The organism is Lentilactobacillus kisonensis DSM 19906 = JCM 15041 (assembly GCF_001434135.1).
Lineage (GTDB): Bacteria > Bacillota > Bacilli > Lactobacillales > Lactobacillaceae > Lentilactobacillus > Lentilactobacillus kisonensis.
This window is the reverse complement of record NZ_AZEB01000012.1, coordinates 18,310-38,442: the sequence shown is the minus strand read 5'-3', so window position 1 is coordinate 38,442 and position 20,133 is coordinate 18,310. Positions and strand designations below refer to the sequence as shown.

Sequence of the window (20,133 nt, the reverse complement as noted above, 5' to 3'; positions counted from 1 at the left end):
ATAAAGAGTGCTTTATTTTGAATACCCTTGATTTATAAGAACCACTTTAAAAGACATTGTGATAAATTTAGACAACAATCCGTTCATGCATTTTCGGTTTCCGTTACTCACTAAATAATCCCGTCATCATTATTAGCTGAATCAATGCCGTTTAGCTAATAATGATGACGGGATTAAGACCAGAAATGGCTATGGTTGTTTCCTAAATTTTAAGATTAAATTACCGATTACCTCAACTTCATACAATCATTTATGAATTAGTGTACTATCCCGGTCAGTTCCAAACCATTTCATATCAATCTGATGCAACTGACCATTTTTAGCTAACTTATCAAGACCTGCATCAATCTTTTGTTTGAGCTCCGTATCACCCTTTCTCATCCCCACGCCATAATACTCAGAGGGAAATTCGCTCGGAATACTACGATAACTTGACCGATTTTTTTGGTGACCAATATAATAACCGGCATAAATACTATCAATCAGCAGCCCCTGAATCCGATTTGCGTTTAAATCAATAAAGGCTTCGGTAAACGAATCATACAAAATTGGCGTATGGCCCTTAATCTGATCTTTCAGCAACTTAGGTTGATTATCAATATCCATTGCGCCAGCAGATCCTGCTTGAACACCCGCAACCTTCCCCTTCATGTCAGCAAAGCTTTTAATGTTATTTCGCTTCTTTGACACTAAAACTTGTTCATTTTTGAGATAAGGTTTGCTGAAAGTCAATTTTTTAGCACGTTGTGGATTAATTGAAAAACCGTTCCAAATCAAATCGATCGTTCCATTACGTAGTTCAGTGACATTCATTGACCAGTCAATGGGCTGAAAATCAACCTTAATCCCATACTGTTTAAAAACGGCCCTGGCAAGATCGACATCATAGCCTACTACCTTGCCACTCTTGGTCTGAAACCCCATTGGAACAAAACTATCATCAAGGCCAACAACAATTTTCTTCTGTTTAGAAACAATCGACCAGGTGTCAGGATTTGTATCCATTTTTTGCCGATTTTCATACCGGCAGCCTGATAACCCTACCATCAGGAGCAATAGAGCAACTATCAGTGAACTTCGCTTTAAACGTTTTGACATACAACCCCTTCTTTCTAGTCGATTTGTTCCACTCGTTTAATTTCATCGGCGACATTCTGCGCAAAGTCCATATCATGAGTAACCACGATTTGTGTCATTTTTTGCTTTTTAAGGTCCAAAATAATTTCAGCCACTTCATCCCGCAATGCTGGATCTAACGCCGAAGTTGGTTCATCGTAACATAGGATTTTAGGGTTCATTGCAAGTGCTCGAACAATTGCAACTCGTTGCTTTTGACCACCAGATAGCTGGAACGGATATAGATCTTCTTTCCCATCCAACCCTAACCTACCTAGGAGATCTCTAGCGGTTTGCTTTACTTGATCCAATGGTAGTTTTTTAACCATCGTGGGTGCCAGAGTAATATTTCCCATTACCGTTAAATTTGGAAATAATTGGTAATCCTGAAAGACGATGCCAATTATTGTATCTTTTTGATCAGTATTAGTCGGATCAAATTGATTACCATTCCAGAAAAAGGTTCCCTGATTCGCACTTTCCAAGCCCGTAATGCATCTTAGTAACATCGTTTTCCCAGCACCGGACGGGCCGACGATTGCCATGATTTCGTTATCTTTGACTGTCATAGAAAGGTCATCAATAACGGTTTTATTACCAAATCTTTTAGTTAAATTTTTAATTTCTAACATTTGAATTCCCTCCTAGATTATTGCCAAATATTTTCACGTTTTTCAATCAGCTTCAGAACAATCGTGCAAACCGCAGTAAGTGCAAGGTAAATAATGCCGACTAAAATAAGTGGCAATAAGGTAACATCCCTTGCAGTTGCAACGTTTCCAGCTCGTAGCAAATCACCTAGACCAATGACATATACCAATGAAGAGTCTTTAACTAAGTTGATAACTTCATTGCCAATTGATGGCAACACAATCTTGAAAACTTGGGGAATGACAATCTTACGAATGGTTTGACCGTAGCTTAATCTCAGAACCCGGGCACTTTCAAACTGACCTTTAGGAACCGATTGAAAACCACCACGGAAAATTTCCCCAAAATAGGCCGTATAATTTAGAATAAAGGCAAATAAAGCGGCATCGTATCGTTGAAAAATAATCCCTAGAATTGGCAAACCGTAAAACACAAAAATTAATTGTAATAGTAATGGTGTCCCCCGCATTAGCCAAACGTAAATGTTAAGCAACCAAACTAATGGTTTGAATCGCTGAATTAAACCAAGGCCAACTAATGCACCAAGCGGAATTGAAGCAATTAGCGTCCAAAAGAAAATCGATAAGGTCATTTTGGTTCCTGATAATAGTGCTGGTAAAATCTGTTCAATATATTGAATCATTTGACATTCCTCCAATAAAAAAAGTCCCCTCAAGAAGTTAATCTTAAGAGGACGATGGTTTTCGCGGTTCCACCTCAGTTCGCCATAAACTCACATTTACAGCCTCATAGAGTTCAGTATTTAGAAACCAAAAAGTCCTCTTAAGCCAGCGAGTGACTTAAGAGGACGATTATGATCGCGGTTCCACCTCAGTTTTGTCTTCCGCTCATGCGAAAAACCTCAACGAGTTTAAATACTAAACTCTAGCAATAACGTGCTCACCGCTTTTTCTTACTTACTTTCAGAAAAATGACTCCCAGATGTGACGGAAACAAATCAAATACTCAACTTTCACCTTGATGAGCTCTCTGTGATTTAAATTAATTTCCGATTCTGATCATGGCCTTTAAAACTGTTAAATTAATTAAGATTTATGATAGCCGTTTTATGCATTCCCGTCAAGCTCTTTTAGCTTTTTTTGAACCAATGGGTGACTTTTTGCCAGAACGTCGGTTTCACTTCATCTTTTAATTCCATTAAGGGAACAGATTCACCTTCAAGTCGTCTAGCAATATCCCGATAACCTTGGCCAGCAGGATTCTCAGGCTGCAAAACAACCGGTTCACCTTGATTAGAAGTGGTAATAACCGCATCGTCATCTAACACGATTCCTAACAATTCGACGCCCAGATGATGGGTGATTTCGTCTACATCCATTACGGAACCGTCTTTCATCATATGCTGGCGGATTCGATTGATGATTAAACGCGGCTGCTCTTGCAACGGGTGTTGTTCTAAAAGACCAACCACCCGGTCTGCATCCCTAACGGCCGATATTTCAGGGGTTGTAACGATAATCGCACTATCTGCCCCCGCAATGGCATTCATAAATCCCTGTTCAATTCCAGCAGGACAGTCGATTAAAATGTAGTCAAAATCAGGTTTGAGTTCATCAACAATCTCTTTTACCTGTTCTTGATTCAAAGCTGATTTATCTGTATTCTGCGCAGCAGGAAGTAAGTAAAGCAAGTCGTCAAACCGCTTATCTTTGACTAGCGCCTGAGCCAACTTCGCCCGACCAGTCGCAACGTCAACAATGTCGTACATAATCCGGTTATCTAACCCTAAAACAACATCCAAGTTACGTAAGCCAATATCAAGATCTAACAAACAAACTTTTTTCCCAAGCATTGCCAAGGCGGTCCCGATATTTGCTGAAGAAGTGGTTTTACCAACCCCTCCCTTACCTGAAGTGATAACGTAAGCTTTACCCATTGATGACTCCTCCTATCTGATTAAAGAACTTAGGGTTGATCTGCTTCAAATCTTCAACGTTGCCATAATCAAGTACGTGTAAATCATTAACGTAAATGACGGTTCCGCTGTTCATCTCACGTTTAGTATCATCCAAGATCTCGAATTGTTCACCAATTCGGACTTGTTGTGCATTATGTACGTCCCCAATAATCATTTTGTCTTCAAAATCGGGAGTCCCAGCTTGAATAATCCCCTTTACGTCGCCAAGGACGTAAATATTTCCGCTTACCAGTAACTTGCCACCTTCATGAACTTTACCGAGAAACAGAACATCACCTTGAATCCGCTCTTCTTGACCATTACGGATAATTTTATCCACAACATGGACACTTAATTGCTCAAGCATTTGGTTAGACTGCTCTTTGGTAATCACATCAGAGGTTATCTTGTGAACCGAAAAGTCCGAATAGTCAGCAAATAACTTTTCGATTTTTGACCGGTCATTTGCTGACCATAACCGCATTCCAGTATACACGTCAAAAGAAATTGTCTGTGGGTGTGTTGAAGCCGTTTGGGTTTTCAAGCTATTAAGCAACTTTCTTAATGATGCAAACACATCGGCCACATTAGCGTTTTCATCCACTACAATTTCGTAACCGTCTTTTGTCCCCTTTAACACTGCTGCATCTGGCATTCTATTAATCCCTCCAATCATCTATGAGTCCTATATAAAGCCTCAACCGGAAAGTAAGAAACTGCCAAAAACACAAGATTGAGGGCCAACGTAGGCGCCAATGTATTTACTAAAAATTGAGAAGCTGAAGCCGGGGCTTGACCAATGAATGCGTTCGCAATGAATCCGAGGCTCATTAATACGGTAATCCCTAAGAAGTACACTAAAAAGCCGCTCAAGAAACTTGGTGGTAACATTTGATATAATGATTGGCAAATGTAAACGACTAGTGGAAAAATGAATACGTAAACCCCGAGGATCCCGGTGTAATACATATCGAATATAAACCCAACAATTGCCGCCCACGCAGTTAAATGAAGCTTTTTTGAATTCCCAAAAAAAGCAGCTAAAATTAGCCACATCATCGTCAGACATGGCACCATTGTATTCGGATACTTAAAAAGCGTGCCTGACAACAACTGAGTAATTGACCCATCTAGGAAGAAAGCGACAAACTGACCAACAACAAAAAAGACAGCGATAGGAATCCTGCGTTTCATTTTATCAGCCCCCTATCAATCTCTAACAGCAACTGAAACGACTTCAATGTCATTTAAGTTAGCAGCCGGCTTAATGTAAACCTTCTTAGCAAGGCCATAATCGTCTTCCGCAATCTTTGCAACCGTTCCAACGTAAATACCCTTAGGAATAACCCCACCAAGACCACTAGTTGAGACACGGTCTCCCTTGGTGAGCTTAGCCTTAGAGGTAATATTCCCCATCACGATCCGATTAGCTTGGGAATCATAAGACGTGATAATGCCATTAACAACTTTTGAATCTGAGCCAACAATTTGAATTGCAAATCGATTTGAATTCTCGGCAGTATTCGAAACCAGTACGACCTTACTATTAGTCTTATTAACTTCCGCAATGGTTCCAATAAGACCAGGACCAGCAATAACTGGCATATCCTTTTTGATCCCAGCAGCCTGTCCCTTATTGATAATCACTTGGCTTGCCCAGGATGACGGTGTTCGGGTGATAACCGCTGCGTTAATCTTTTGGTATCCGGTCAGCGTATTTCCAACGTTCAATTGGCGCTTTAGTTGTTTATTTTCTCGTTCCAGCGTTTGATCTTTAACCTGTGTTTGAGCAAGCTGATCAACCTTTGACTTAAGTCGTTGATTTTCTTGGTATGTGTTCAATAAGTTTTTAGTCGATACAAAACCGTGCTGAATCCCATTCATAGGGACCGCAACCACTCTATCTGCAAATCCCACAATGTCGTTTCCAAATTGTTGAATTAAAGGTGGTGTACTCCGTTTGTTTCGAATAGCGACTGATACAGTCATCAAGCCAAAACTAATGATTAAACATACTATGACAATAACAAGCTTTCGACTGGAGAAAAATTTTTGCATAATTGCCTCCATTCGTTATTCACTAACAAACAAGGTAGGAGCGAAAACAACTTGCCCCAACCTTTGTTAATGCTAAATGATCATAAATTAACGATCCGATAACATGGCACTAGAATTAAAAGTGCACTTTATCTAAGTCGTTAAAATTATTGTTTTTTCTTCATAACGTTGATACTCTTCAATGACTCACCAGTTCCGATAGCAACACAATCTAGTGGATCAGCCGCAATGGAAACGGGAACTTGAGTGGCATCTGCAATGACGTCCGTAATATTTCTAAGTAATGCACCGCCACCAGTGAGAACAATTCCATGATCAATAACATCGGCAGCAATTTCAGGCGAAGTCTCTTCCAACGTTTCTTTGATGGTTGCAATAATGGCCGAAACGGATTCATTGATTGCTTCGTTAACATCAGCACCACTAATTTCAACGGTTGTCGGCAATCCGGTCACCAAATCTCGCCCACGGATAGGAACTGCATCAATATCCTTAGCCGCTTTAGGAGAAGCCGAACCAATATCAATTTTCAATTGTTCAGAAGTCCGCTCACCAATTAGTAGGTTATACTTTTGACGAATGTACTGGGAAATCGCTTCGTTCAACTTGTCGCCAGCCATTCTAACTGAACGACTGGAAACAATCCCACCAAGTGAAATAGTCGCAACGTCAGTGGTACCCCCACCAATATCAACAACCATACTACCGGTTGGGTCCATAACTGGCAGTCCAGCGCCAATTGCAGCTGCAAACGGTTCCTCAATAACGTATGCATCCCGAGCACCAGCCACCCGAGTTGCATCAATCACCGCTCGTTTTTCAACGGCGGTGATACCCGTTGGAACGCAAACCATCACATACGGCTTGCCAGACGAATGACCAAGTGCCTTTTCAATAAAGTACTTCATCATCGCAACGGTCGTATCATAGTCAGCAATAACGCCATCCTTCATCGGTCTAACTGCTTGTATACTTGCAGGGGTCCGGCCAATCATTGCGCGAGCTTCTTCTCCAACGGCAATGACTTCACCATTCTTAGTGCTCTTGGCGACCACTGAAGGTTCACGAAGAACAATCCCCTTTCCTTCAACGTACACAATTGTATTGGCGGTTCCAAGATCAATTCCTATGTTTTTTTCCCCAAATCCGAACACGTTATCCATCCCTTCGTTGTCTATCAATTTTCATTTTTAGTTTTTTTATTATAGATTTATTGATTATTATTGTTTAACGAAACAAGTATATCATACCGTATCAAAAAATAAATGAAATCCATTTAATCAAAGACTTATTTAAGATATTATTTGGAATTAACTTTTAGATACTTACGAACATCAGAAATAAAGTATAAGGATCCTGTAATTAAAAGCATGTCATTATCATTAAGTAGTGGTTTAATTTGTTCAATGGCTTGCTGCCAATCAGCAATCACTTCAACTTCCTTACCTAAATCACCAAGCTGCTGATCAAGTTTTTTGGGGTCAGCTGCCTGGCGCTTACCAGGGCCAGCAAAATGGGTCAGAATGATTTTAGCCTTATCAAAAGTCGCCATTTTTTTGACCATCTTAGCTGCTTGCTTATCTGCTAAAATTCCCATTAAGATAAAAACCTGATCATGTTCAAAATCGTTTTGTAATAGTTTAACGACCTCGTCAACCGCAGAAATATTATGCGCACCGTCCAGAACAATTGTTGGCTCGGTAGCAACCCGTTCAAATCTTCCAGCCCATCGTGTTTTTTTGATCCCGTTTATAATACTCGTCTTGTGAATCGTCTTGCCTGCCTGTTGTGTGTATGCGATATAAGCCTGAATCGCTACTGCGGCATTATCAGTTTGGTAATCACCAATCAAACTGGTAGCAAGGTTATTAATTTGATGGCTTTCAGATGTAAAGTCAAACGACTCGATCCAGTTACGCTCTCTTGGATTGACCGCCATAAAATCCGCACCCAAAACGGCTATTGGACTCTTCTTTTCAGAAGCCGTGTGGGTAATAACCGCCAAAGGCGCCTGATCAACCCTACCAACAACTACGGGGACGTTTGGCTTAATAATCCCTGCTTTTTGATAAGCAATTTTAGGTAAGGTATCTCCTAAAATATGCATATGGTCCCAACCAATTGTGACAATTACCGATACTTTAGGCACAACCACGTTGGTCGAATCAAACAAGCCACCCAGACCAACCTCAATTATAACAATATCAGCATGGCCTTCAGCAAAGTAAGTAAACATCATCGCCGTGATAATTTCAAACTCAGTGGGACCACCCTCGGGTAACGTCTGGTCGAGCTTCTTAACCACTGGATACAGCTTTTGGGCTAACCTTAAAATTTCGGCGTCAGGTAGTGAAACGCCATTAACGCTAATTCGTTCGTTGAACTTGATTAGAAAGGGAGAAGTAAAAGTACCCACCGTATAACCGTCTTCCTCCAAAATATTTCGTAAAAACGCCACGGTTGATCCCTTACCATTGGTGCCCGCAACGTGGATCGCGGTCACCTTTTTATCCGGTGAGCCTAATTCAGCTAATAGTTTGCGCATCCGTTTAAGGGTTGGAATCTTTTTAAACTGACTTCGCCCATGAATGAAATTCAGGGCGTCTTCATATGAATCGATCATGTTTTTCTCCTCAAAACGAGGCTGGTACAAAACCATCGTTTTGCTGCCAGCCTCGACGTTACATTTATACTCACCATCAGTTTGGCAAGCTATTTTCTATGATTATAATTCGTTCGTAATTTGTTGTAGGCGATCTTTAGCTGCATCCAGCTTAGACTGATGATCCGCCTTCTTTTGTTTCTCCGCCTCAACCACAGTAGCCGGTGCGTTATCGACAAACTTTTGGTTAGCTAGCTTCTTATCGGAACGCGCAACCTCAGCTTCAAACGTGTCAACGTCCTTTTGAACCCGGGCTTTTTCTTCGTTAAGATCAACTAATTCAGCTAGCGGTACAAAAACAGTGGCGTCAGTAATCACTGCAGACATTGAAAGTTTAGGCGCATTGATATCACTACCAATTTTCAGTTCTTTACAGTGGCAAAATCGGTCAATGTAATCGCGATTTGCTTCAAAAACTTCTTGGAGTGTTTGATTATCAGTTTGAATCAACATGTCAATTGGTGACGACAACGGAGCATTCGCTTCATTACGAATATTTCGAACTGCTTTGATAAGATCAATCAATGACTGCATCTCATGTTCTGATCTTGAATCAGCCAACTCAGCATGTTCTTCTGGATAACTCACCGTAACCAATGATTTACCAATGTGTGGCATCTTTTGCCAAAGGTATTCAGTCACAAATGGCATAATAGGTTGCAGTAATCGTAATGTTTGATCCAACACATAGGCTAAGATATTTTGCGTGTTCTTCTTTAACTTAGCGTCACCACTCGTCAAAGCTTCCTTACTCATTTCAATATACCAATCACAAAAGTCAAACCAAATGAAGTCATAGAGTGCGCGGTCAGCTTCGCCAAAATTGTATTTTTCAAATTGCTCATTGACCTTAGCAATAGTTGCGTTTAGGCGACTCAAAATCCAACGATCAGATAATTGCCACTCCGACTTATCAGGTAACTCTGGCTTAGTAATCCCATCTAAATTCATGATGACATAACGACTAGCATTCCAAATTTTGTTGATAAAGTTCCAAGCAGAATCCATCTTATCATAAGTAAACTTAAGGTCTTGACCAGGAGTCCCACCGTTAGATAAGAACCAGCGAAGTGCATCGGCCCCGTACTTATCGATAACATCCATCGGATCAATTCCGTTTCCTAACGATTTAGACATCTTCCGACCCTGGGAATCACGAATTAGCCCATGTAACAAGACATCTTTAAAGGGTCGTCGGTGGGTGAATTCCAAACTTTGGAAGATCATTCGAGAAACCCAGAAGAAGATAATATCATACCCAGTTACCAGCGTATCGGTTGGGAAGTAGCGTTTCATATCATCGCTATCTTCTGGCCAGCCCATTGTTGAAAATGGCCATAATGCTGATGAGAACCAAGTATCCAACACATCTGGATCTTGTTGCCAGTTTTCTGGATCCTTTGGCGCCTCCATCCCAACATAGGTCTCACCAGTCTTCTTATTGTACCAAGCCGGAATTCGATGACCCCACCATAGTTGCCGAGAGATTACCCAATCATGAACGTTACCCATCCAATTTTCAAACGTTCCTTCAAACCGGTCGGGAAAGAAATTAACCTTATCATCCGTATCCTGATTTTTAAGTGCTTGTTGAGCTAATGGCTGCATCTTAACAAACCATTGCGTTGATAGCCTAGCTTCTACCTGGACACCCGTTCGTTCTGAATGACCAACTGAATGGACAATTGGATCAATTGAAAGCATTAAATCCTGGTCTTGAAGATCCTTAACCATTGCTTTTCTAGCTTCAAACCGGTCCATCCCTTCATACTTGCCAGCATTTTCATTCAGGCTTGCATCTTCGTTCATTGTGTTAATCCGGGGTAAATCGTGCCGGTTACCAACCTTAAAGTCATTGGGATCGTGGGCTGGCGTAATTTTAACCATCCCAGTTCCAAAATCGGGATCAACGTATTGATCAGCAATGATCGGCACTTCGCGATTAATGAGTGGTACTAATACTTTTTTGCCCACTAAGTTCTTATAACGTTCATCACTTGGGTTAACGGCTACGGCAGTATCACCCATCATTGTCTCTGGTCGCGTTGTTGCAATTTCGATATAATCATGGCCATTAAACGTTGTTCCATCGGTAAATGGATACTTAACGTGATAAAAAGCCCCTTTATCATCCTTGTGAATGACTTCAATGTCCGACAAAGCTGTCCGAGCCTGGGGATCCCAGTTAATAATGTACTCACCGCGATAAATTAAGCCCTTGTTATAAAGCTCAACGAATACTTTGCGAACCGCTTTGGATAATCCCTTATCTAAAGTAAACCGTTCCCGTTCATAATCCAATGAAAGCCCCAGCTTAGCCCACTGTTCTTTGATAGTAGCCGCAAAATCATCTTTCCATTCCCAAACCTTTTCAACAAACTTTTCACGGCCTAAGTCATAACGTGAAATTCCTTGTTCCCTCAGCTTTGCTTCAACCTTAGCTTGGGTCGCAATTCCAGCATGATCCATCCCTGGCAGCCACAGTGTGTCAAACCCTTGCATCCTTTTCCGACGAATAATCATATCTTGTAAGGTTGTATCCCAAGCATGACCTAAATGTAACTTGCCAGTGACATTTGGCGGTGGCAAAACAATTGAAAATGGCTTTGCTTTTTTATCACCACTGGGCCTAAACACCCCTTCATCAAGCCATTCGTGATATCTCCCCTTTTCAATGGCAGTTGGATCATACTTAGTCGCCATTTCGGCCTGATTCTGTATTGCATCTTTGCTTTTATCTGTCATACCTAACATCCCTTTCCCTGTGTTCTTCAAGTTCGTATGTAATAAAAAAACACTTCATCCTACAATTAGGACGAAGCGTTCGCGGTACCACCTAAATTGGGCAACTAAGCCCCACTTAACTATCATTATAACGGCTGATTACCCGACCCGCCCTCACAATTCGAACGGATAGCTTGCAAGCTACTTTCGCACAATAATCAGTAAAAATCTCTCATCAGTGATTTTCTTTCTGAAACTAAATTATTGGTTACTCTCTTGCTCAATGCTTAAATTTAACTTTAATCTTACCTAACTATCTACTAATCGTCAACACGCTGTGCAATTTTTCCAAGTGCTTTTAGCGCATCATCATAATCGGGCTCATCATGGATTTCTGGCACAATTTGGCGGTACACAATCTTACCCGTTGCATCCATGATAAAAATTGTTCGAGCCAGTGCCCCAAAATTAGGTAAGTACAACTTCATTGCATAACCGAGTGAAAGATTTTCATCCGACAGCATTTGCAGGCTCTTAACTCCCTGAGCGGCACACCAATCTTTTTGCTGGTCAACGGTATTGTTTGAAACCGTCAAGAAATTGACATCTGGATACTTATCAGCTTGCTGATTAAACTTCCGGGTTTCAATTGAACAAACCGGTGTGTCAATATCCGGAACGGTTGAAAGTAAGGTGATTCGCCCAATAATATCGGCCGTTTTCACCTTGTTACCATTGGCATCTTCTAACTTGAACTTTGGAAGCTGCTCACCCACTTCCGGTGGATTACCATACATTTCCTCATCTTTACCATTAATAGTGACTTGCATCAAGAAACACTCCTTTGATGGTTAACTAGCTTACGACTAATGTATCCCAATCATAGCTAATGCGCAAGTATCTGAATTAATTATAACAACTCAGCAAAAACATCCTGATCCTGGTTTAAGAACTCTTCGCCGGCCTTGATATCGGTAATCTTAATGTTATCAATCGCCCGTTTCATCAGGCCATCAACATCAATGTACGCCTCAAATTTTCTGGATTTTTCCAGGTTAGGCCGTGTCTTTGGTGCAGGTGGCGTAAAAATGGTGCAACAGTCTTCAAAGGGTAGAATTGACAAATCAAACGTCTTAATATCCTTGGAGATTTTAATAATGTCTTCCTTGTCCATGGAAACTAATGGGCGCAAAACGGGCATGGTCGTGACGTCATTAATAGCTAACATACTTTCTAGCGTTTGTGATGCCACTTGCCCCAAAGCTTCACCGGTAAACACGCCGCTGCAATGACGATCCTGAGTAATTTGAGCAGCAATTCTCAGCATCATTCGTCGCTGGATTGTCATTAAATAGCCTTCAGGAACCTTCTCCTTAATAGTCTCTTGGACCTCAGTAAATGGTACTTGAATAAACTGAATATTGCCAGAATATTTGGCTAACACAGAAGTTAACTGTTTTGCCTTATTTAAGGCTTGTTCACCCGTATATGGGGGACTATAAAAATGAATCATGTCAATTTTGACACCACGCTTCATTGCCAAATACGTCGCAACTGGCGAGTCAATCCCACCAGAAAGCATCATTGTTGCCCGACCACCAGTACCAACCGGAAGGCCACCGGCACCGTGAATGATTTCTGATGAAATAAATGCGCCGTTCATTCGAATTTCAACCCGGATTGCAATATCTGGATGTTTAACATCAACAGAGATACCAGCCACGTTTGAAAGCACGTAATCGCCTAAAATATTATTAATCTGATTTGTATCGTACTCAAAATTTTTGTCTTGACGACGCGTATTAATTTTAAAGGTGGCACCTGACGTATACTGTTCCCGTGCCATTTGAAGAACGACTTTTTTGATGGTCGCCATGTCCTTATCGATTTGAATTGAAGGGTAAAAATTTTCGATCCCAAAAACACCCTGTAGGGCAGTGATAACTTGTTTATCATCTTCATTATTTAAGGTGACGTGAAGTCTGTCACGTTGGGGCTTAACTTCAACAGTTGGAAACTGGTGCAAAACCGCGCGGACATTTCGACCGAGTTGTTTGATAAAGTCTTTTCGGTTTTTCCCCTTGGTCGACAGTTCACCGTATCGAACCATAATCTCTGTATAATGCATAGTTACTCCTAACTTAACTTGTCAAATTCTTCATACAATTGATCAAATACATCGACGAATTGTTTGGCTTCATCAAGTGTATTTTGATCACCTAACGAAATCCGGACAGCACTTGTCGCAATGTTTTCTGGAACCTTCATCGCATTCAAAGTGCCAGATTCAGCATGACTCTTGGACGAACAAGCACTCGTTGTCGAAATATAAATATGGTATTTCTCGAACGCATGTACAATTGTTTCGCCACGCACGCCTTTAATAGCAAAGCACAAGATATGCGGTGCAAAGCGATCATCATTCTTTGAAAAAATAACGACTTTTTCAAACTTACTAATATGGTCAGAGATTAACTGCTTGATCTCCCGCTCCCTTTTAATCGCAGCAGGTTCTTTCTCCAAAACCAGGCGAATCGCTTTAGCCATTGCCGCAATTCCCGGTAAGTTCTCAGTTCCAGAGCGCTGGTTCTTTTCTTGGCCACCACCATTCATCAACGGCGCAATTCTACGTCCCCGACGACCATATATAAATCCGGTTCCCCGAGGCGCATGAAATTTATGACCAGAAAACGCAACGAAATCAACCCGATCATTGAAAATCATTTCCTGGATCCCCTTAGCAAGACCCTGGACAGCATCAATATGAAAGTGAATCTTAGGATAGTTCTTTAACAATTCACCAGCTTCTTGAATTGGCTCAATCGTACCAATTTCATTATTAATCGCCATAATTGAAACTAGAATTGTGTCTGGGCGAATGGCTTGTTTTAAATCAGCCACGGAAATCCGGCCCTCATCATCAACGGGTAAATACGTGATTTCATAGCCCAACTGTTTCAATTGTTCCATTGAGTTATGGACAGCAGCGTGTTCTACGGACGTCGTAATGATATGTTTACCAAATTCCCGTTTGGTAATTGCGGTCCCCTTAATAACCCAATTGTCACCTTCCGTACCGCCACTCGTGAAATAGATTTCATCTGAATGGACATGCAATAAATTAGCAATCTGCTTTCGGGATTGTTCCAGCAAATTAAACGCTTGCTCACCAAAATTGTGAAGGCTTGATGGATTCCCCCAAACCCTCTCACTAACCTTATTGTATGTGTCAAGTACTTCTGGCAATACTTTAGTTGTTGCACTATTGTCAAAATAAATCATTTGAAACCTTCTTCTCTAAATTTATTGGTTCGACTCCAACAAATATAACTCCCATGATGATACACCCAAAGACTATTAGTAACAAGCCTGGTGTGCCTCGGATTAATGTGCAGATCTTAACTAGTTGCCTTAACGTCAAAAACGCCCTGCTAATAACGAGTAATTTTACTCATCACCAGCGGGGCCAATTTAATCTCAGCGTTTAACGTTCTGCCTCATTCTTACTATCTTTTGCACGATGGCGCTTCTTTGATGCAAAATAATCATCGCGAATTTTTGTAAACAACCCAGCTGACTGCTTTTCAAGGGCGGCAGAAATGGTCGCGAGACTCTTTTCATAATCATATTTCTGATCAAAATACCGTTGAGCCTGCTTGCTGGCGGCCGCAATTTCCGGGTTGGAGCCGACAAACCGGTTTGCGTATTGAATGGTTTGCTCAGCCAAGGTAGCGTCGTCAATCAACTTGTTAGTTCTATCGTCCAACGTATCCATATCAGACTGAATGATGATAACTTGTTTAGAAATATCATCCATATCAATCTGCGGCTGATTAATTGCATCATCCAAATGGTTAATTTCTCGAACCACACTTGCAAATGCATCTTGATAATCATCAGCTAGCCCAGGTAAATTACGATTATCAATCCGTCGTTTTTTGTTACGCATTTCTAGGTCAAACTTAGCCAATGAACTCCGAGCTTCTTTTTCCCGTTGATGGAGCTGAACCGTCGATTGAAACAAGTCTTTTTGTAAAGATTCAATTTGACCAAGATCTTTCATCATCTTCTGTTGGGCATGATTAATACTCGAAAACACGGCGGTTCCTTCTTGAATCGCCTTTGTTTGATCAGCGTATTGCTTTTCAATCGTTGCAATCTGTTGATCATATTGATGGTTATTTTCAATCTCTTGATGATTAAGAACATAACTCTTGTTTAAATTTTCAAGTTGTAAGGCCAAATCACTATTCTGGCGGCGAACATGGGCAATGTAATCACCAATTACTTTTGTATTTTTTTCAACCGGTGACCGTGATTGCAACTCTAAATCTAACGCGTCATAAAGTTTATCGATTGAGTTAGCAACATCTTCAACAGTTTTAGCCGCTACATCAATTTGAAGATTCTCTAATTGTTTAAGGCTTCCCTTAATTTGATCATGTAAACTGCTGATTGTTTGCGCAAATTGATCATTTGGAAAATTGTAATGCTTTGCCTTTAATTGTTTATAACCAGCCTGAATTTCTGAAATTTGGGCGTTAAATTCCGTTGAAAGACTAGCATTCAGCTTAGGAATTCGCGCCATATATGATTCGAGCTCAGACGTTGCCGAGTTCAAATCAGTTAGCACTTCTTCAGCACTATTGGGATCGCCACTTTTGGTCAACTGGGTAAATTCGTCAAAGGTTCCTTCAATGTCAGCCAGTTTTTTCTCCAAAGCATCAATACTTGGCCCAAATGACTTGTTTTTGTTGAGTAGCTCTTCTCGAAGCCGCTTATACTTCTTTTCAAGTTCTTCTAAAGCGAGGTGATGCTGCTTATTAAGATCATAAAGTTGGGCTAAGCCTGCTTGAATTTCTTTTAGCTCTGAGTTGGCAGTCTCGATGGCCTGATTTGCATGCTGCCAGTCATTCTTAGTTTTAATAAAGTTGATACCCTTGCCATCCTCTTTAACTGCAGAAATTCCTTCATCAATACTTGGTAATAACTGATTTTTGTAATGTTGATATTTATTATACAATTGATCATACTTTTTTTGTGATTCACCAGTTAAATTCAATTTCTTGGCAAGCGCAAATTCATCGTCTAACGGAATTTTATTTAAATCCCGTTTGTTTTCATAAACATTCGTTGCCATTTTAATCGTCCGTCGTTGATAAAACACAAATCCCAAATAGCAAGCCCCAACCACGACTATAATTCCAATCAGCAAAGTAAGCATTCGATCCCATCCTTCAGAAATAAAGATATAAAAAACATTAGTGTGGTAAAAATCCCCAAAACAATATAATATGTATTAATAATTAATTAAAAGTGCTCTAAGCTGAATTATATCATAGTAGATACGTTTCACCATATTTTTTTAAAGTGAGGAAAAGGATTATGCAGAAAATAACCAACTTAATGAATCAACAATTAGACGCGCTGTTAACCGGTGAGACCGATTTAGTCGCTAATATGGCTAACGCAGCTGCTTTATTAAATCAATCATTAACAGATATTAATTGGGTCGGCTTTTACCGCTACATTCCTTCTAACGATGAATTAATCTTAGGCCCCTTTCAGGGAAACGTTGCTTGTATGCACATCAAAAATGGTGATGGCGTTTGTGGCACCGCATTAACCGAAAAAAAGCCACTACGAGTCGCTGACGTTCATCAATTTGCCGGCCACATTGCTTGTGATGCCAATTCACGCTCAGAAATTGTCATCCCATTATCTAAGGATGGCTTCGCTATTGGTGTGTTGGATATCGATTCACCAAACTTAAATCGCTTTTCCGCAGCGGATGAGGAAACACTCAGCGAATTCGGCGACATTTTTGTTAAACATGTTGACTTAAACTAGAATTCTTTATACAATGGACTTTGTGTAAAATAACGCAGCAGTAAACGGTAAGCTCGTCAACATGTTGTTGCCATTCAATTGGTTCTGCAAGTAACTCAATCGGCTGCTTGAGCGAAAGAGCAAAGCAACATGCACGAATACTAAGTTTGCAACGGCTTATTTTACTCCAAAAAAATATTGGAGGATTACTTATGTCTAGATATACAGGTCCAAGTTGGAGAATTTCACGTCGGTTAGGCGTATCTTTATCAGGTACTGGTAAGGAACTCGATCGTCGTCCTTATGCTCCTGGTGATCACGGTCAAGGCCGTCGTTCAAAGCTTTCAGAATATGGTTTACAATTACACGAAAAGCAAAAATTACGTTACATGTACGGACTTACTGAACGTCAATTCAGTAACTTATTCGTTCGTGCCGGTAAGATTCGTGAAGGTAAGCATGGTGTTAACTTCATGATTATGCTCGAAGAACGTTTAGACAACATGGTTTATCGTTTGGGTATGGCAACTACTCGTCGTCAAGCCCGTCAACTTGTAAACCATGGTCACATCACTGTTGATGGCAAACGTGTTGATATTCCATCATATGAAGTTAAACCTGGCCAAGTTATCTCAGTTCGTGAGAAGTCCAAGGATCTCCAAGTTATTAAAGACGCTGTTGAAGCCGTTGTGGGTCGTCCACAATACGTAAGCTTCGACGCTGACAAGCTTGAAGGCTCATTGGTTCGTCTTCCACAGCGAGAAGAACTTGATGCTGAAATTGATGAATCACTTATTGTTGAATACTACAACAAATTGGGTTAATTCATTACCAAGCGTTTTGCAATTGCAGAACGCTTTTTTTATACCCTCTTCTGCTGGTATACTATAAATTAAATTGCGTTTTTATTCTAATAATTAAAGGAGGAATATCATGCAACAACCCCTCGCCTACCGAATGCGGCCAACCAAAATTGAAGAAATTGTCGGCCAAAAGGATTTGGTTGGCCCTGGTAAAATCATTAATCGAATGGTTAAAGCCAAGATGCTCTCCTCAATGATCCTATATGGACCACCCGGAACTGGAAAAACAAGTATCGCTAGTGCTATTGCCGGCTCAACTAAATACGCCTTTCGGATGCTTAACGCCGCCACTGATACTAAAAAGGATTTACAGATTGTTGCTGAAGAAGCTAAGATGAGTGGTACGGTTGTCCTTTTACTTGATGAAATTCATCGGCTAGATAAAACTAAACAAGATTTTCTGTTGCCATTGCTAGAAAATGGGGCAATTATTTTAATTGGGGCAACAACCGAGAATCCTTATATTAACATTAACCCCGCTATCCGAAGCCGAACCCAAATCTTCGAAGTTCATCCGCTTTCACCTGATGATATTGAGCAGGCACTCCATCGAGCACTCCATGATACCAAAAAAGGATTGGGAAACTATCAGGTCCAAATTGATCCCCCCGCAATTAAGTTCTTGGCAACTGCTACCAACGGTGATCTCAGAAGTTCACTAAACGCACTTGAATTAGCCGTCAAATCCACCGAAAAAGATAAGGACGGCAACATTCATATTACCCAAGCGATTATTGAAGAGTGTTTGCAGCGAAAAGCGCTCAATGCCGATAAAAACGGTGATGCCCATTATGACGTTATTTCAGCGTTTCAAAAGTCAATTCGGGGATCCGATACCGATGCCGCGCTTCACTATGCAAGCCGATTGATTGAATCAGGAGATTTAGTGTCCCTTGTTCGCCGGCTATTAGTCATTGCCTATGAAGATATTGGATTAGCCAGCCCAGCAGCATGTGAACGAACCGTTTTAGCAGTCAACGCAGCCAAACAATTAGGATTACCAGAAGCACGGATCCCGTTGGCGAACTCAATTATTGAACTCTGCTTGAGCCCAAAGTCTAATTCCGCGATGATGGCAGTTGACAGTGCGCTGAGTGACGTTCGGTCAGGAAACTACGGTGATGTTCCGTTACACCTTAAGGATGCCCATTATAAGGGCGCCGCAAAGCTGGGAAGAGGCGTTGAGTATAAATACCCACATGACTTCCCCAATGACTGGGTCAAGCAGCAATACTTACCTGACAAGCTTAAGAACGCACAATATTATAAGCCTAAAAGTAACGGTCGGATTGAAACCGCCTTTAAAGAACAGTACCAGAAATTACGCCAGTCATCTGGCCATAAATGATATGGAGCAAAACTATGATAATTAATCTACTAGTCGGCGTTGTAATATTAATTGCAATTTTTATTGCCTACTACCTACTATCACACCTCAACAAGAAGTTATTTGGCATTAACGTTCAAGATAACGAGCGAATGGCAAAGACTGCCAAGACTGGTGGCATCACCTTTATTCTGTTGGCCATTCTTGGTGTTATTGCCCTCATTATCCAAAATGATATTTTCATTCTCTTTGTCTTACTTTTTGGAACTGCCGCTGGAACAATTTTAGAAGCCTTTATAATGAATATTATCAATCATCCCAATCGGTAGTCATATTTATTTCTTTGTATTTTAAGAAAAATAACGTACAATTGAGTTAAATAGATGAATGTGGGGTGGGTACAATGTTACAACAATATAAACAAATTCTAGTTCCCGTGGATGGCTCTTATGAAGCGGAATTAGCTTTTAAAAAAGGCGTAGCAGTTGCAAACCGAAACGATGCATCTCTTCACTTGGTTCACGTGGTTGATACCAGGGCATTTCAAAATATTTCCAGCTTTGATACATCGATGGTTGAACAAGTAACCGAGACCGCTAAGCAAACGTTAGATAAGTACATCGATGAAGCCAAACAAGCAGGCATTAAAGACGTTGATTATTCGATTGAATACGGGGCACCAAAGACAGTTATTGCCCGTGATCTGCCACAAAATCTAAATATTGATTTGATTATGATTGGTGCCACTGGTCTTAATGCGGTAGAACGACTATTGATTGGGTCTGTTACTGAATACGTCACCAGAACGGCTGTTTGCGATGTCTTAGTTGTCCGAACCGATTTGGATAATAAGCCAGCTAAGAATCCAAGCAAGCGCGTTTAATCGCTACGTGTTCCCTTTAATTTCAGAATTAAAATAAAGCCATCAAACGTTTGAAGACACCCTTAACGAGTTGTCTTCAAACAGTTGATGGCTTTTTGCGTC

The 20,133-nt window shown here is 40.7% G+C and carries 19 protein-coding genes and 2 other annotated features; of the genes, 5 read left to right on the top strand and 14 right to left on the bottom strand.

Going from position 1 to position 20,133, the window contains the following annotated elements:
- Positions 1-246 precede the first annotated feature (246 nt).
- The 14 genes from FC98_RS07605 to ezrA form a co-directional block, all read right to left on the bottom strand.
- On the bottom strand, positions 247-1,098 hold the full coding sequence (locus tag FC98_RS07605) for an amino acid ABC transporter substrate-binding protein (RefSeq protein WP_056949405.1): 852 nt from the start codon (positions 1,096-1,098) through the stop codon (positions 247-249).
- A gap of 14 nt (positions 1,099-1,112) precedes the next feature.
- On the bottom strand, positions 1,113-1,748 hold the full coding sequence (locus FC98_RS07600) for an amino acid ABC transporter ATP-binding protein (protein ID WP_056949404.1): 636 nt from the start codon (positions 1,746-1,748) through the stop codon (positions 1,113-1,115).
- Between the two features lie 17 nt (positions 1,749-1,765).
- Complete coding sequence (locus tag FC98_RS07595; RefSeq protein WP_054654918.1) at positions 1,766-2,410, bottom strand: amino acid ABC transporter permease; 645 nt, start codon at positions 2,408-2,410, stop codon at positions 1,766-1,768.
- 158 nt (positions 2,411-2,568) lie between these two features.
- Positions 2,569-2,799 (bottom strand) — a binding site (T-box leader).
- A gap of 58 nt (positions 2,800-2,857) precedes the next feature.
- Positions 2,858-3,664 carry a septum site-determining protein MinD gene (minD, locus tag FC98_RS07590; protein ID WP_056949403.1) on the bottom strand — a complete coding sequence of 269 codons (807 nt, stop codon included), beginning with the start codon at positions 3,662-3,664 and terminating at the stop codon, positions 2,858-2,860.
- Positions 3,657-4,340, bottom strand: a complete 684-nt coding sequence (locus FC98_RS07585; RefSeq protein WP_040471925.1) for a septum site-determining protein MinC — start codon at positions 4,338-4,340, stop codon at positions 3,657-3,659. Before FC98_RS07585 ends, minD begins: the two co-directional genes overlap by 8 nt.
- 17 nt (positions 4,341-4,357) lie before the next feature.
- On the bottom strand, positions 4,358-4,879 hold the full coding sequence (gene mreD / locus FC98_RS07580; RefSeq protein ID WP_008858002.1) for a rod shape-determining protein MreD: 522 nt from the start codon (positions 4,877-4,879) through the stop codon (positions 4,358-4,360).
- Positions 4,880-4,894: 15 nt separating this feature from the next.
- Positions 4,895-5,743, bottom strand: a complete 849-nt coding sequence (gene mreC / locus FC98_RS07575; RefSeq protein ID WP_054654920.1) for a rod shape-determining protein MreC — start codon at positions 5,741-5,743, stop codon at positions 4,895-4,897.
- A gap of 146 nt (positions 5,744-5,889) precedes the next feature.
- Positions 5,890-6,906: a rod shape-determining protein gene (locus tag FC98_RS07570; RefSeq protein ID WP_056949402.1), complete on the bottom strand. Its 1,017-nt coding sequence runs from the start codon at positions 6,904-6,906 to the stop codon at positions 5,890-5,892.
- A gap of 137 nt (positions 6,907-7,043) precedes the next feature.
- Positions 7,044-8,366 (bottom strand): bifunctional folylpolyglutamate synthase/dihydrofolate synthase, encoded by a 1,323-nt coding sequence (locus FC98_RS07565; RefSeq protein WP_040471926.1) that lies wholly within the window; start codon positions 8,364-8,366, stop codon positions 7,044-7,046.
- A gap of 102 nt (positions 8,367-8,468) precedes the next feature.
- Positions 8,469-11,150 carry a valine--tRNA ligase gene (locus tag FC98_RS07560; RefSeq protein ID WP_056949401.1) on the bottom strand — a complete coding sequence of 894 codons (2,682 nt, stop codon included), beginning with the start codon at positions 11,148-11,150 and terminating at the stop codon, positions 8,469-8,471.
- Positions 11,151-11,213: 63 nt separating this feature from the next.
- Positions 11,214-11,422 (bottom strand) — a binding site (T-box leader).
- A 27-nt stretch (positions 11,423-11,449) separates the two neighbouring features.
- Positions 11,450-11,959, bottom strand: a complete 510-nt coding sequence (gene tpx, locus FC98_RS07555; RefSeq protein WP_008858007.1) for a thiol peroxidase — start codon at positions 11,957-11,959, stop codon at positions 11,450-11,452.
- A gap of 80 nt (positions 11,960-12,039) precedes the next feature.
- Positions 12,040-13,257, bottom strand: coding sequence for a tRNA uracil 4-sulfurtransferase ThiI (thiI, locus tag FC98_RS07550; RefSeq protein WP_008858008.1), 1,218 nt, complete (start codon positions 13,255-13,257; stop codon positions 12,040-12,042).
- A gap of 8 nt (positions 13,258-13,265) precedes the next feature.
- Positions 13,266-14,411, bottom strand: coding sequence for a cysteine desulfurase family protein (locus FC98_RS07545; RefSeq protein ID WP_056949400.1), 1,146 nt, complete (start codon positions 14,409-14,411; stop codon positions 13,266-13,268).
- 202 nt (positions 14,412-14,613) lie between these two features.
- The gene (ezrA, locus tag FC98_RS07540) at positions 14,614-16,353 is read right to left on the bottom strand and encodes a septation ring formation regulator EzrA (protein ID WP_008858010.1); all 1,740 of its coding nucleotides are present in this window, start codon (positions 16,351-16,353) and stop codon (positions 14,614-14,616) included.
- Between the two features lie 161 nt (positions 16,354-16,514).
- Here ezrA and FC98_RS07535 point away from each other — a divergent pair, with 161 nt between their 5' ends.
- The 5 genes from FC98_RS07535 to FC98_RS07515 all read left to right on the top strand — a co-directional run bounded on the left by FC98_RS07535 (position 16,515) and on the right by FC98_RS07515 (position 20,031).
- Positions 16,515-16,979 carry a GAF domain-containing protein gene (locus tag FC98_RS07535; protein WP_008858011.1) on the top strand — a complete coding sequence of 155 codons (465 nt, stop codon included), beginning with the start codon at positions 16,515-16,517 and terminating at the stop codon, positions 16,977-16,979.
- Positions 16,980-17,170: 191 nt separating this feature from the next.
- Entirely contained in the window at positions 17,171-17,782 is a 612-nt protein-coding gene (gene rpsD, locus FC98_RS07530; RefSeq protein ID WP_040471928.1) for a 30S ribosomal protein S4, read from the top strand.
- A gap of 109 nt (positions 17,783-17,891) precedes the next feature.
- Positions 17,892-19,169 (top strand): replication-associated recombination protein A, encoded by a 1,278-nt coding sequence (locus FC98_RS07525; protein WP_056949399.1) that lies wholly within the window; start codon positions 17,892-17,894, stop codon positions 19,167-19,169.
- Between the two features lie 14 nt (positions 19,170-19,183).
- Positions 19,184-19,477 carry a hypothetical protein gene (locus tag FC98_RS07520; protein WP_040471929.1) on the top strand — a complete coding sequence of 98 codons (294 nt, stop codon included), beginning with the start codon at positions 19,184-19,186 and terminating at the stop codon, positions 19,475-19,477.
- 74 nt (positions 19,478-19,551) lie between these two features.
- On the top strand, positions 19,552-20,031 hold the full coding sequence (locus FC98_RS07515; RefSeq protein ID WP_008858015.1) for a universal stress protein: 480 nt from the start codon (positions 19,552-19,554) through the stop codon (positions 20,029-20,031).
- The last annotated feature ends 102 nt before the right edge of the window (positions 20,032-20,133 follow it).

Coding starts and splice junctions, on each gene's coding strand:
- FC98_RS07605 (WP_056949405.1), bottom strand. CDS start 1,098: ATGTCAAAACGTTTAAAGCGAAGTTCACTGATAGTTGCTCTATTGCTC.
- FC98_RS07600 (WP_056949404.1), bottom strand. CDS start 1,748: ATGTTAGAAATTAAAAATTTAACTAAAAGATTTGGTAATAAAACCGTT.
- FC98_RS07595 (WP_054654918.1), bottom strand. CDS start 2,410: ATGATTCAATATATTGAACAGATTTTACCAGCACTATTATCAGGAACC.
- minD (WP_056949403.1), bottom strand. CDS start 3,664: ATGGGTAAAGCTTACGTTATCACTTCAGGTAAGGGAGGGGTTGGTAAA.
- FC98_RS07585 (WP_040471925.1), bottom strand. CDS start 4,340: ATGCCAGATGCAGCAGTGTTAAAGGGGACAAAAGACGGTTACGAAATT.
- mreD (WP_008858002.1), bottom strand. CDS start 4,879: ATGAAACGCAGGATTCCTATCGCTGTCTTTTTTGTTGTTGGTCAGTTT.
- mreC (WP_054654920.1), bottom strand. CDS start 5,743: ATGCAAAAATTTTTCTCCAGTCGAAAGCTTGTTATTGTCATAGTATGT.
- FC98_RS07570 (WP_056949402.1), bottom strand. CDS start 6,906: ATGGATAACGTGTTCGGATTTGGGGAAAAAAACATAGGAATTGATCTT.
- FC98_RS07565 (WP_040471926.1), bottom strand. CDS start 8,366: ATGATCGATTCATATGAAGACGCCCTGAATTTCATTCATGGGCGAAGT.
- FC98_RS07560 (WP_056949401.1), bottom strand. CDS start 11,150: ATGACAGATAAAAGCAAAGATGCAATACAGAATCAGGCCGAAATGGCG.
- tpx (WP_008858007.1), bottom strand. CDS start 11,959: ATGCAAGTCACTATTAATGGTAAAGATGAGGAAATGTATGGTAATCCA.
- thiI (WP_008858008.1), bottom strand. CDS start 13,257: ATGCATTATACAGAGATTATGGTTCGATACGGTGAACTGTCGACCAAG.
- FC98_RS07545 (WP_056949400.1), bottom strand. CDS start 14,411: ATGATTTATTTTGACAATAGTGCAACAACTAAAGTATTGCCAGAAGTA.
- ezrA (WP_008858010.1), bottom strand. CDS start 16,353: ATGCTTACTTTGCTGATTGGAATTATAGTCGTGGTTGGGGCTTGCTAT.
- FC98_RS07535 (WP_008858011.1), top strand. CDS start 16,515: ATGCAGAAAATAACCAACTTAATGAATCAACAATTAGACGCGCTGTTA.
- rpsD (WP_040471928.1), top strand. CDS start 17,171: ATGTCTAGATATACAGGTCCAAGTTGGAGAATTTCACGTCGGTTAGGC.
- FC98_RS07525 (WP_056949399.1), top strand. CDS start 17,892: ATGCAACAACCCCTCGCCTACCGAATGCGGCCAACCAAAATTGAAGAA.
- FC98_RS07520 (WP_040471929.1), top strand. CDS start 19,184: ATGATAATTAATCTACTAGTCGGCGTTGTAATATTAATTGCAATTTTT.
- FC98_RS07515 (WP_008858015.1), top strand. CDS start 19,552: ATGTTACAACAATATAAACAAATTCTAGTTCCCGTGGATGGCTCTTAT.